We start from the raw sequence: 10,826 nt of genomic DNA, 5'->3' as shown, positions 1-10,826 counted from the left end.
CGGGAGTCGACTCCCGCGGGCCCCCGCGCACGTCCGCTGCCCGGTCCGGCTCAGGCCTTCTTGGCGCACTCCGCGCAGAGGCCGAAGATCTCCAGGGTGTGCGCGATGTCGCTGAACCCGTGCTCGGCGGCGACCGAGTTGGCCCAGCGCTCGACGGCCGGCCCCTCGACCTCGACGGTGGCGCCGCACCGGCGGCACACCAGGTGGTGGTGGTGCCCGCTGCTGCAGCGGCGGTACACGGCCTCGCCGTCGGCGGTGCGCAGGACGTCCACCTCGCCGGCGTCGGCGAGCGACTGGAGCGTCCGGTAGACGGTGGTGAGACCCACCGAGTCCCCCCGGTGCTTCAGCATGTCGTGGAGCTCCTGGGCGCTGCGGAAGTCCTCGATCTCGTCCAGGGCCGCCGAGACGGCGGCGCGCTGCCGGGTCGATCGGGCTCGCGGCGACGGGCCTGCGGTGGTCACCGTGGGTCCTCCTGGTGGTGTGGGCGGCTGGCACCTCATTGTGCCAGCCCCGCACTGGGCGCCGGAGTGGTCGCGTCCGAACGCTCCCGGGTGCCCGCGCCCGCCGGTTCCGGGACGGCGGAGGTGCCCCGCCCGGGGTCGGGCAGCCGTACGTCGCAGACCTTCGGCCCGTTCTCGGGGGTGCCCCGGTGGCGCCGGCGGGCGAGTGGTGCGGCGATCGCGCCGAACACCGCGAACACGGCGATGGCGAGCAGCACGATGGCCGGGCCGGAGGGCACGTCGAGCTGGTAGGACCCGGTGACGCCGGCGAGGGCGACGAGCACGCCGACCGCGATCGCGCCGGCCTGGGTCGCGGCGAAGGAGCGGGTGAGCTGCTGGGCTGCCGCCACCGGGACCACCATCAGCGCGCTCACCAGCAGCAGGCCGACGACCCGCATGGCGACGGTGACGGTGACCGCGGCCATCACCGCGAGCAGCAGGTTGAGCAGCCGCACCGGGATGCCGGTGACCCTGGCGAAGTCCTCGTCCTGGCAGATCGCGAAGAGCTGGCGGCGCAGTCCGAGGGTGACGGCGATGACGACGGCGCCGAGCACGGCGATCGCGGTCAGGTCGGCGGGGGAGACGGTCAGGATGGAGCCCCAGAGGTAGCTCTCCAGCGAACCGGCGCCCGCCTGGGCGGACTTGGAGACCAGCAGCTTGCCGCAGGCCATGCCGCCGTAGAAGAGCATCGCGAGGGCGATGTCGCCGCGCTGGTTGCCGCGCGAGCGGACCAGCTCCATGGTGACGGCGCCGGCCACGCAGACCAGCACGGCCATCCAGACCGGGTCGGTCTGGAAGATGAAGCCGAGGCCGACGCCGGTCATCGCGACGTGGCCCATGCCGTCGCCCATCAGGGCCTGGCGCCGCTGCACCAGGTAGATGCCGACGGCGGGGGCGGTGACGCCGACCAGGACGGCGGCGATCAGCGCCCGCTGCATGAAGTCGTAGCTGAGCATCTCGGTCATGACAGCAGTCCCCGGATCCGTTCGTGGTCGTGGCCGTGGTCGGCGTGCGGGTGGACGTGGTCGTGGCCGGGCAGCGCGTGCAGGCCGGTGTTGGGGACGGGCGGGCCGTCGTGCGCGACGCAGCCGTCGCGGAGCACCACGGCACGGTCGATCAGCGGCTCCAGCGGCCCGAGTTCGTGCAGCACCAGCAGGACGGCCGCGCCGCGCGCGACCTCGGAGCGCAGGGTGTCGGCGAGCACCTGCTGGCTGGTGGCGTCGACCCCGGCCATCGGCTCGTCCATGATCAGCAGGTCGGGGGCGCCGGCCAGCGCGCGGGCGATCAGCACCCGCTGCTGCTGGCCGCCGGAGAGGTCGGCGACGCCGTCGCGGGCCCGGTCGAGCATGCCGACGGCGGCCAGCGCGCGGTCCACGGCGGCGCGGTCGGCGCGGCGGAACGGCAGCAGCCGGTGCAGCGGCAGCCGGCCGGTGGAGACGACCTCGCGCACGGTGGCGGGGACCCCGGAAGCGGCGCTGGTGCGCTGCGGGACGTAGCCGATCCGGTGCCAGGAGCGGAACCGGGCCAGCGGTTCGCCGAAGAGTTCCAGGCCGCCGCGCTCCAGCGGGACGGCGCCGGTGACGGCCTTGACGGTGGTGGACTTGCCGGAGCCGTTGGCGCCGAGCAGGGCGACCACCTCGCCGGGGCGGACGGTGAGGTCGACGCCGCGCAGCACCGGCCGTCCGCCGCGCGAGGCGACGGCGTCGTGCAGGCGGACGGCCGGGGGTGCCGGGGGAGTCATGGGGTGGTCCCGTCGTCAGCTGGTGGGGGCGGCGGCGTCCGGGGTCGCGTCCGGCGTCGGGGCCGGGGCCGCGCCGAGGGCGGTCCGCAGGGCGGTCAGGTTCTGCTTCATGACCGTGAGGTAGTCGTCCTTGGCCGGGTCCTTGACGCCCTCCAGCGGGTCGAGGACGGCCGTCCTGAGTCCGAGGTCCTTGGCGACGGTGTCGGCGAGCTTCGGGCTGACCAGGGCCTCGAAGAAGATCGTGGTGACGCCGTTCTCCCGGGCGGCCTTCTGGACGTCGGCGAGGCGGGCCGGGGTGGGCTCGGACTCGGGGTCGACGCCGTTGATGGCGACCTGGGTGAGGCCGTAGGCCTCGGCGAGGTAGCCGAAGGCCGCGTGGCTGGTGACGAAGGTGCGGGTCCGGGTGTCCTTCAGCCCGTCCTTGAACTCCTGGTCCAGGGCGGTGAGCCGGCCGACCAGCTCCTCGGTGTTCCGGCGGTAGTCGTCGGCGTGCGCGGGGTCGGCCGCGGCGAATCCGGCGCCGACGCTCCTGGCCACGGCGGCGTAGCGGGACGGGTCGAGCCAGATGTGCGGGTCGCCGGCCGCGCCGGAGTGGTCGTGGCCGTCGCCCTCCGCGTGGTCGCCGTGGTCGTGGCCGTCGTCCTCGCTGTGGCCCTCGGCGAGGTGGTGGTCCTCCAGCGGGGCGGCGGCGGTGGCGTCGATCTTCTGCTTGGCGCGGGAGTCGGCGACCGCCTTGTCGACGGTGGGCTGCAGGCCCTTGAGGTAGAGGACCGCGTCGGCCTTCTGGACCCGGCCGACCTGCTTGGCGGTGAGCTCCAGGTCGTGCGGCTCGACGCCGGCCGCGGTCAGGCCGCTGACCTTCACGTGCTCGCCGCCGATCCGGGTGGCGAGGAACTCCATCGGATAGAAGGAGGCGACGACGTCCAGCTTGCCGTCCGCGTCCCGGGCGCCGTCGCCGCCGCTGCCGCAGGCCGTCAGGGTGAGGGCGGCGGCGAGGGCGGTGGCGGTCAGGGCGAGGGTGTTGCGGGCACGTCGTCGGATCATCATGACAACCATTCTCAGATTAGATGGAAATGATTGTCAAATCACTCGGACGAGTGAACGGGCGATGACGGTGAGTGGGCCGGTGCCGGCGATACCGATTTGAACCCCGTACCCGTATGGCCGGTAACCTGAGGCATTCGGGTACGCGTAACCAGCCGTGCCCTGACCGTGCCGTACGTACTGAAGAGAGCACTGTGGCAGCCGACAAGATCGAGACGATCGTCAGCCTGAGCAAGCGCCGTGGCTTCGTCTACCCCTGCAGCGAGATCTACGGCGGCACGCGTGCCGCCTGGGACTACGGACCGCTGGGGGTCGAGCTCAAGGAGAACATCAAGCGCCAGTGGTGGCGCGCGATGGTCCAGGCCCGCGAGGACGTCGTCGGACTCGACTCGTCGGTGATCCTGGCCCGCGAGGTCTGGGAGGCGTCCGGCCACGTCCAGACCTTCAACGACCCGCTGACCGAGTGCCTCTCCTGCCACAAGCGTCACCGGGCGGACCACCTGGAGGAGCGGTACGAGGCCAAGCACGGCTTCCCGCCGCCGAACGGCCTGCAGGACATCAACTGTCCGGACTGCGGTACCAAGGGCCAGTTCACCGAGCCCAAGGACTTCTCGGGCATGCTGAAGACCCACCTCGGCGTCACCGAGGAGGCGAGCGGCCTGGCGTACCTGCGCCCGGAGACCGCCCAGGGCATCTTCACCAACTTCAAGGCCGTCCAGACCACTTCGCGCAAGAAGCCGCCGTTCGGCATCGCCCAGGTCGGCAAGAGCTTCCGCAACGAGATCACCCCCGGCAACTTCATCTTCCGGACCCGCGAGTTCGAGCAGATGGAGATGGAGTTCTTCGTCAAGCCGGGCGACGACGAGCAGTGGCACGAGTACTGGCTGCAGCAGCGCTGGGACTGGTACGTCGGCCTCGGCCTGCGCACCGAGAACATGCGCCTCTTCGAGCACCCGAAGGAGAAGCTGTCCCACTACGCCAAGCGCACGGTGGACATCGAGTACCGCTTCAACTTCGGCGGCAGCGAGTTCTCCGAGCTCGAAGGCATCGCCAACCGCACCGACTACGACCTCACGGTGCACAGCGAGGCCTCCGGCCAGGACCTCAAGTACTTCGACCAGGAGTCCGGCGAGCGGTACTTCCCGTACGTCATCGAGCCGGCGGCCGGCCTCAACCGCGCCATGCTGGCCTTCCTGATCGACGCCTACTTCGAGGACGAGGCGCCGAACGCCAAGGGCGTCATGGAGAAGCGCGTCGGCATGCGCCTGGACCCGCGCCTGGCGCCGGTCAAGGTCGCGGTGCTGCCGCTGTCGCGCAACGCCGACCTCTCGCCCAAGGCCCGCGGTCTCGCCGCCGACCTGCGCACCGCGTGGAACGTCGAGTTCGACGACGCCGGCGCCATCGGCAAGCGCTACCGCCGCCAGGACGAGATCGGCACGCCGTTCTGCGTGACGGTCGACTTCGACACCCTTGAGGACAACGCGGTGACCGTGCGCGAGCGCGACACCATGTCGCAGGAGCGCGTCTCGCTGGACCAGGTGAAGTCCTACCTGGCGGCGCGTCTCATCGGCTGCTGACACCCGGACTCCTCCGCGCGGAGCCCCCGTTCGCCCTTCCCGGGCGGGCGGGGGCTCCGTCGTCGCCGCGGCCCCGTCGCGGCTCCGTCACCGGGGCGCCGGGCCGCCGCCGTGCTACCTGCGGCCCCAGCGCGAGCGCGGGCGGGCGGCCGGGGTGGTGGGCAGTCCGGCCGTGCGCAGGGCGGCGAGCGTGGTGCGGTGGCGGTCCGGGTCGTCGAGCAGCGGGACGAGCAGCGCCTCGTACAGCTCCGGACGGCCCGCCAGGGCGGAGGCCAGCCGGACCAGTTCGGACGGCGGGCGCAGCGCCGCCAGCTCGCCCAGCAGCAGGCCGGGCAGCGGCGGGGCCATGACGGTGGCGAGCGCGGTGAGGTCGGTGGTGGGCCGGCCGGCGGCCTGGCGCAGCAGGGTGCGGGCGTCGGCGAGGCGGTCCGACCGGTAGAGGCCGGTGGCGAGCGAGGCCAGTTCGGCGACCGGGGCGGAACCCCACTCCCAGAGCAGGGTGGCGCCGTCGGCCTGCTGCCCGGAGCGCTCCAGCGCGTCCAGCAGGGCCGGCAGGTCGGCGGCCGGGCAGGCGCGGAGCGTGTGGAAGAGGTCGCCGGCCTCCTCGGCCAGTCCGGCCTGGCGCAGTTCGGCGAGGGTGGCGGCGGCGTGGTGGGGGCTGCCGTTCACGGCGCTGCGGGTGAGCTGGAGGACCGCGCCGGCCGGGCCGCGGCGGCCCAGCAGGGCGGCCAGCTGCGCGGTGTCGTGCGGGGTGAGGTGCTCGGCGGCCTGGCTCATGATGCCGGCGGCCTCCTCGGGGGAGGCCTGCCGGTACAGGGTGGTGATGCGTTCGGCCAGGGCGGCGAGCTCACCGGGGGAACGGCGGCGCGGCGGCGCGGGCGGCTCCTGCGGGGGCGGGGGGCCGACGGGCACCTGCGGCCCGGCCGTGGTGTCGGGTCCGGCGGGTGCCGGTCCGTCGCCGTACGCGCCGCCGCCGGTCGTGCGCTCGTCCGTGCTCCGGCTCGCGCCCTGGTCCGCGCCTCCGGCGGTGGCGCCGTCCTCCGGGCGCGGCCCCTCCTCCACGAAGGCGGTTCCGGTGGCCTGGCGGGGGATCCGGCGGCGCGGTGCCGGCTGCCGCAGCCGCTCCTCCAGCGCCTTCAGCCGCTCGCTCAGTTCCAGGCAGCGGGTGCCCAGTTCCTCCCGCATCGCGCGCGCCTCGGCCAGCCGGCGCAGCAGTTCGCCGTCCGGGTGCTGCCGCTCGGGCAGGCCGCGCAGCGCCTCGGTGAGGCGGCGTTCGCGCTGGCCCGCGTACTGCCGGGCGCGGAAGAGTTCGTCGAGCCGGGATCTGAGTTCGATCGCGTCCTGCTCGCTCTCGTCGCCGCCGGAGTTCGGGATGAGGGGCTGTTCCATGTGCCGTGTACGCATGATCACCGCAACCTGTCCAACTTGGCCCTGACGGCCAGTCATCCTCTCGTTGAAATACGGCGTGGGCGTTACGGCAGTGCGTCCACTGGCTTGCGAGTGGTGTTCGGGGGTGCAGAGGGCGCGAAGGGTGGTGCACCACCCGGCGCGCGGGCGGCGCGGGAGCGCCGCCCCGCGGCGGGCGGCGGCGGTCCGGGGCGGGTGTCCGCGGCGGGCGCGGCGGTCCCCGAGAGGGCGGCGCCGCGCCGCGCCCGTGCTCACCCGGCGGTGGCCGCCGCCAGCCGTGCGCGGGCCTCCATGAGGGCGAAGCCGAGGAGGTTCTCGCCGCGCCACTCGGCCGGCCGGTGGGCCCGTTCGTCGTCCGCCCCGAGGCCGATGCCCCAGATCCGGTCGACCGGGCTGGCCTCCACCAGGACGCGGCGGCGCGTCGACAGCAGGTGGGCCGAGAGTTCCCCGTGCCCGCCGAACTTGGCGACGTTCCCCCGGACGACCAGCTCGAACCGCCCGGCGGTCCAGGTGCCGTCGTCGAAGTCGCGGACCTGGCGGCCCAGCTTCTTCGCCTCGGCCGGGCCCGGGGCCGCGAGGATCCGGGCGAGTGTCCTCTCGTCGCCGAACATCCGGGCCTTGCCCGCCATCATCCAGTGCTCGGCGGTCGCGTACTCGACGCCGTCGACGGTGAACGGGTGGTCGGGCCACCACTGGCTCAGCACGCCGGGCCCGAGCGCGCCGTCCCGCTGCTTCCGGTGGCCCCAGAACATCAGCCACCGGGGCTCCGCCCCGGCCGCCACGGCGGCCGTCAGCTCGGCCCGGTTCCGGGTGTCCACGGGGTCGGTGGTGCGTTCGTCGCTCATATCGTCATGCTGACACGAAGGGGTGTGGTGCGGTCAAAGGGTTATCCGTCCGCAGCCGTTGACGTGATGCGGCGCCACCGATCCGCACGGCCCCGCGCGGACGGCCGGCGAGGCCGTGCGGATCGGTGGCGCCGGTGCCACCGTCGTCCGGCGGCGCGGCGCTCGTCGCCTCCCGGCGGCGCGGCCAAGGGCACTGACGCCCCGTCCGTGAAATGAGGGCGGCCCCGCCGCGGTTGTCGGTGGGGCCGCCTTCCCCTTCGCCACCGAGGAGCCGATGTGTCCCGGCCGTCCGACCCTTCCGCCGCACCCGGCGTCCGTGAACTGCGCCTGGTGGTCACGGCCGCCGACTACGAGCAGGCGCTGCACTTCTACCGCGACGTCCTCGGCCTCCCCGAGCGCGGCGCCTTCGCCTCCCCCGACGGGCGGGCCACCATCCTCGAAGCCGGCCGCGCCACCCTGGAGATCACCGACCCGGGCCACGCCGGCTTCATCGACGAGGTGGAGGTCGGCCGCCGGGTGGCCGGCCACATCCGGGTCGCCTTCCAGGTCGACGACTCCACGGCCGTCACCGCCAGGCTCGCCGCGGCCGGTGCCGAGGTGATCGCGGAACCGGTGCGCACCCCCTGGAACTCCCTCAACTCCCGTCTGGAGGCGCCCGGCGCCCTCCAGCTCACGCTCTTCACCGAACTCGGCGACCCGGCCTGACCCCACCGGGCGGCGGGCGCCCCGGCCCGGTTCCTCAGGCGGCCTTCCGGAGGGCGACGTCCCGGACGCGGTGCTGGAGCGCGCGCACGGCCGGGACCGACGTCCGGGCCGGGAGCGCGGACTCCAGGGCGCGGAAGTGCTCGTCGCCGCGGACCGAGCTCAGCGTGACGTAGTCGTCCAGGAACTCGTGCCACGTCCCGCACGCCGCCTCGACGTGCCCCAGCTTCAGCTGCCGGCGGGCGAGCAGCCCGTTGGCGTGCACCCGGCCCTGCTTCTCGTGGGCCGGGCGGCTGCGGGTCGAGGCCCGGAGCTCCTTGATCGAGCCGGGCAGGTCGCCCAGTTCGTGGAGCACGTGCGAGACGTGGAAGTGGTACGCGGCCCGGTCGTAGCCGCCGACCGCGTCGTTGCGCCCGTCGGCGCGGGAGAGCGCCGACTCGGTCTCGGCCAGCCGTGCGAACGCCTGCCGGCGGTCCTTCACCATCGCGGCGCCGTGCGCCTGCTGGCCGGCGAGGAAGGCCCGCAGCCGGGGGCCCGCCGCCGGGGCGGCCTCGGCGGCGGAGTCAGCGAGTTCCAGGGCCTTCGGGCCGTAGCCGAGGTTCGAGGCCTGCAGGGCCATGCCGCGCAGGGTGCGGCAGTAGGTGACGTGGTCCCGGGCCTCGCGGGCCAGCTTCAGTGCCTGGACGTAGTACTGCTGGCCGAGACCGTGCGCCGTCTCGTACATCGCCATCCACCCGGTCAGGTAGGTGAGATCGGCCGCGGCGGCCAGCAGGTCGGACCGCACCCGCTCGCTGCCGGACGCCCGCAGCCACGGCCCGACCGAGTTGACCAGGAAGGCCGCCGCCATCGGGCGGGCGTGCGCGGCCCCCAGTTCGTCGAGGATCCCGGCGATCCGCTCCGTCACCGCCCGCACCGTCTCGACCTCGCCCGACCCGACCCGCACCGTTCGCCCGGCCCCCGCCAGGGCGGCCCGCTCGGCCGCCTCGGCGTCGTCGAACACGGGGAGCGAGAGGGCGACGGAGTACAGCCCGGCGGCGAGCACCCCTCGACGGGACGGATCCATATCGGCCTTTCCGATCGACATCAGGTCGGACAGCGTGCCGCCGCGCCCGTCGCGCGGGCCGTGCTCGCCGAAGCCGGTCTCCTCCGGCGTCACCGGCCGGCCGAGCCGGCGCGCGAACGCCTCCCGGACCAGCTCGTGGACCTCCGCGCGCGGCCGCACGCCGGAGAGCCAGTGCGAGACGGACGACTTGTCGTACGTCAGGGCCAGGCCGGTCTCGGCACCGGTCCGGTTCACCGCGCGGGCCAGCTGGTCGTTGCTCCAGCGCGCCTGGAGGAGCAGCGCGGCCAGCGCGGTGTTCGGTGTGCGCGGTCGTCTCGTCATCGCGATCCCCGTTTCTCCGTTCAACCGGTTCAACGCCCGGATCAGCTTCGCCGATTCTTCCTCTCCGTGTACCCGTGTTGACTTGAAGTCAGCCCATCGGGTGCGCGGGGTTCACGTGGTCCGCGCGCGCCCCCTCCGGACGGAGCGCCGCATGACCACGAGCCCCCTCGACACGGCCGGCTTCCCGGTGCTGGGTGAATGGGGCGTCCCGCCGGACGACGGGGCGGTGCCGGCCGCGCGGCGGCGGGTGGCGGCCCTCGTCCGGGCGTGGGGCGTGCCGCTGTCGGCGGAGGCGGCCGGGGAGGTCGAGCTGTGCGCGGGCGAGCTGATCGCCAACGCCGTGGAGCACACCCGCGAGCGCTGCACGGTCACCGTCCGGTGGGACGGCGGCCTGCTGCGGGTCGAGGTCGCGGACACCCGTCCGTCGCTCCCGCGCGCGCAGCGGGACCCGGAGGCCACCGGCGGGCGCGGACTGCTGCTGGTCGAGGCGCTCGCGCAGACCTGGGGGTGGGAGGGGACGCGGACCGGCAAGGTCGTCTGGTTCACCTACCCGGACGGGGCGCACCGCCGCGGGCCGGGGTGAATCCTTCCGGGGGGACGCCGCCTCCTATAGGCGGTTCCGGTGAGCGCCGGGGCGTCGGAGGAGGTTCGCGATGATGGTGTGGGCGGCCGTGGCGGTCGGCGTGGTGCTGGTGACGGCGTGCAGCGTGACGGTGCTGCGGAAGTGGGGGCGTCGGCGTGGCTGAGGTGCGGGGATGGCCGGCGGGCCCGGTGGTGGCCGCCGCGCAGAACGGCGACGTCGAGGCCGTCGCCGCGCTGGTGTCGGGGGCGCATCCGCACGTGCAGCGGTTCGCGCGGTCGCTGTGCGCGACGCCGGAGGACGCCGAGGACGCGGCGCAGGAGGCGCTGATCATCCTCTACCGCAAGATCGGGATGCTGCGGGCGACCGGGGCGCTGGCCTCCTGGATGTTCCGGATCGTGCGCAACGAGTGCCTGCGGCGGGCCCGTTCGGTGCTGCGCGAAGGCCCGGTCGGCGGCGCGGTGCCGTACCGGTCGGCCGAGGACGAGGTGCTGGGCCGACTGGAGGCGGGCCGGGTCGCGGAGGCCATCGCGGCCCTGCCGGACGACCAGCGCCGGGTGCTGATCATGCGCGACGTGCAGGGGCTCAGCGGGCGGACGGTCGCCGACGCGCTGGGGCTGAGCACGGCCGCCATGAAGTCGCGGCTGCACCGGGCGCGGGCGGCGGTCCGGACGGTGACGGTCGGAGGGGAGCGGTGACGCGCGGGGCGTCCGGGTTCGCGAGCCGCACGGTGGCCGGGCACCTGGCCCGGGGCGCGATCGGGTTCGGCGCGCTGGCGGGGGCGTTCGCGCTGCTGCCGTTCGCCGGGCCGGTGGCGCTGCTCCTGCTGCCGCTCGGGGTGCTCGCCCTGCGCGGCTGCCCGACCTGCTGGGTGATCGGGCTGACGGAGACGGTGTCGCGGGGGCGGCTCCGGCGGGAGTGCGTCGGCGGGCAGTGCGAGCTGCGCAGGGCCCCGGGGTCGTCGGGCGCGTCCCACGGACCCGGCGGCCCACCGCGGGACGCGTCCTGACGGCGTCGCGGCCGCCCGCCACGGGGGAGCGGGCGGC

At 74.5% G+C, this 10,826-nt stretch carries 12 protein-coding genes; 5 read left to right on the top strand and 7 right to left on the bottom strand.

Translation table 11 applies throughout. The features are described 5' to 3' along the window. Positions 1-50 precede the first annotated feature (50 nt). The 4 genes from ACFCX4_RS29745 to ACFCX4_RS29730 are packed head-to-tail and all read right to left on the bottom strand — an operon-like array spanning position 51 to position 3,288. Complete coding sequence (locus ACFCX4_RS29745) at positions 51-461, bottom strand: Fur family transcriptional regulator (protein WP_376149032.1); 411 nt, start codon at positions 459-461, stop codon at positions 51-53. A 35-nt stretch (positions 462-496) separates the two neighbouring features. After that, positions 497-1,465 carry a metal ABC transporter permease gene (locus ACFCX4_RS29740; RefSeq protein ID WP_376149030.1) on the bottom strand — a complete coding sequence of 323 codons (969 nt, stop codon included), beginning with the start codon at positions 1,463-1,465 and terminating at the stop codon, positions 497-499. Next, the gene (locus tag ACFCX4_RS29735) at positions 1,462-2,241 is read right to left on the bottom strand and encodes a metal ABC transporter ATP-binding protein (protein ID WP_376149027.1); all 780 of its coding nucleotides are present in this window, start codon (positions 2,239-2,241) and stop codon (positions 1,462-1,464) included. The genes ACFCX4_RS29740 and ACFCX4_RS29735 overlap by 4 nt, the downstream gene beginning before the upstream one ends. A gap of 15 nt (positions 2,242-2,256) precedes the next feature. Beyond that, positions 2,257-3,288 carry a metal ABC transporter substrate-binding protein gene (locus ACFCX4_RS29730; protein WP_376149024.1) on the bottom strand — a complete coding sequence of 344 codons (1,032 nt, stop codon included), beginning with the start codon at positions 3,286-3,288 and terminating at the stop codon, positions 2,257-2,259. Positions 3,289-3,479: 191 nt separating this feature from the next. Between ACFCX4_RS29730 and ACFCX4_RS29725 the strand changes: the two genes are divergently transcribed. Next, a complete protein-coding gene (locus ACFCX4_RS29725; protein ID WP_376149021.1) occupies positions 3,480-4,862 on the top strand; it encodes a glycine--tRNA ligase in 1,383 nt (460 codons plus the stop codon). Between the two features lie 114 nt (positions 4,863-4,976). Here the strand turns inward: ACFCX4_RS29725 and ACFCX4_RS29720 are convergent, their stop codons facing one another. Both ACFCX4_RS29720 and ACFCX4_RS29715 read right to left on the bottom strand, forming a co-directional pair. Further along, on the bottom strand, positions 4,977-6,251 hold the full coding sequence (locus ACFCX4_RS29720) for a hypothetical protein (RefSeq protein WP_376149018.1): 1,275 nt from the start codon (positions 6,249-6,251) through the stop codon (positions 4,977-4,979). A gap of 269 nt (positions 6,252-6,520) precedes the next feature. Beyond that, complete coding sequence (locus tag ACFCX4_RS29715) at positions 6,521-7,114, bottom strand: NADAR family protein (protein WP_376149015.1); 594 nt, start codon at positions 7,112-7,114, stop codon at positions 6,521-6,523. A gap of 276 nt (positions 7,115-7,390) precedes the next feature. On the opposite strand from ACFCX4_RS29715, the gene ACFCX4_RS29710 reads away from it, so the two are divergent. Further along, positions 7,391-7,819 (top strand): VOC family protein, encoded by a 429-nt coding sequence (locus ACFCX4_RS29710; protein ID WP_376149012.1) that lies wholly within the window; start codon positions 7,391-7,393, stop codon positions 7,817-7,819. Positions 7,820-7,853: 34 nt separating this feature from the next. On the opposite strand, the gene ACFCX4_RS29705 is transcribed toward ACFCX4_RS29710, so the two are convergent. Then, entirely contained in the window at positions 7,854-9,200 is a 1,347-nt protein-coding gene (locus ACFCX4_RS29705; protein WP_376149010.1) for a hypothetical protein, read from the bottom strand. Positions 9,201-9,351: 151 nt separating this feature from the next. On the opposite strand from ACFCX4_RS29705, the gene ACFCX4_RS29700 reads away from it, so the two are divergent. From ACFCX4_RS29700 to ACFCX4_RS29690, 3 genes are all read left to right on the top strand, one after another. Beyond that, complete coding sequence (locus tag ACFCX4_RS29700; RefSeq protein ID WP_376149007.1) at positions 9,352-9,783, top strand: ATP-binding protein; 432 nt, start codon at positions 9,352-9,354, stop codon at positions 9,781-9,783. A gap of 155 nt (positions 9,784-9,938) precedes the next feature. Then, entirely contained in the window at positions 9,939-10,478 is a 540-nt protein-coding gene (locus tag ACFCX4_RS29695) for an RNA polymerase sigma factor (protein WP_376149004.1), read from the top strand. Further along, positions 10,475-10,789, top strand: coding sequence for a hypothetical protein (locus ACFCX4_RS29690; protein ID WP_376149002.1), 315 nt, complete (start codon positions 10,475-10,477; stop codon positions 10,787-10,789). The genes ACFCX4_RS29695 and ACFCX4_RS29690 overlap by 4 nt, the downstream gene beginning before the upstream one ends. The last annotated feature ends 37 nt before the right edge of the window (positions 10,790-10,826 follow it).

Origin of the sequence: Kitasatospora sp. NPDC056327 (assembly GCF_042261735.1) — a bacterium.
In the GTDB taxonomy this organism is placed as follows: domain Bacteria; phylum Actinomycetota; class Actinomycetes; order Streptomycetales; family Streptomycetaceae; genus Kitasatospora.
This window is presented reverse-complemented; position numbering and strand designations above follow the sequence as displayed.

Bases quoted from the DNA above. Each gene is read 5' to 3' on its own strand.
- ACFCX4_RS29740 (WP_376149030.1), bottom strand. From the start codon at position 1,465: ATGACCGAGATGCTCAGCTACGACTTCATGCAGCGGGCGCTGATCGCC.
- ACFCX4_RS29735 (WP_376149027.1), bottom strand. From the start codon at position 2,241: ATGACTCCCCCGGCACCCCCGGCCGTCCGCCTGCACGACGCCGTCGCC.
- ACFCX4_RS29730 (WP_376149024.1), bottom strand. From the start codon at position 3,288: ATGATGATCCGACGACGTGCCCGCAACACCCTCGCCCTGACCGCCACC.
- ACFCX4_RS29720 (WP_376149018.1), bottom strand. From the start codon at position 6,251: ATGGAACAGCCCCTCATCCCGAACTCCGGCGGCGACGAGAGCGAGCAG.
- ACFCX4_RS29715 (WP_376149015.1), bottom strand. From the start codon at position 7,114: ATGAGCGACGAACGCACCACCGACCCCGTGGACACCCGGAACCGGGCC.
- ACFCX4_RS29705 (WP_376149010.1), bottom strand. From the start codon at position 9,200: ATGACGAGACGACCGCGCACACCGAACACCGCGCTGGCCGCGCTGCTC.
- ACFCX4_RS29700 (WP_376149007.1), top strand. From the start codon at position 9,352: ATGACCACGAGCCCCCTCGACACGGCCGGCTTCCCGGTGCTGGGTGAA.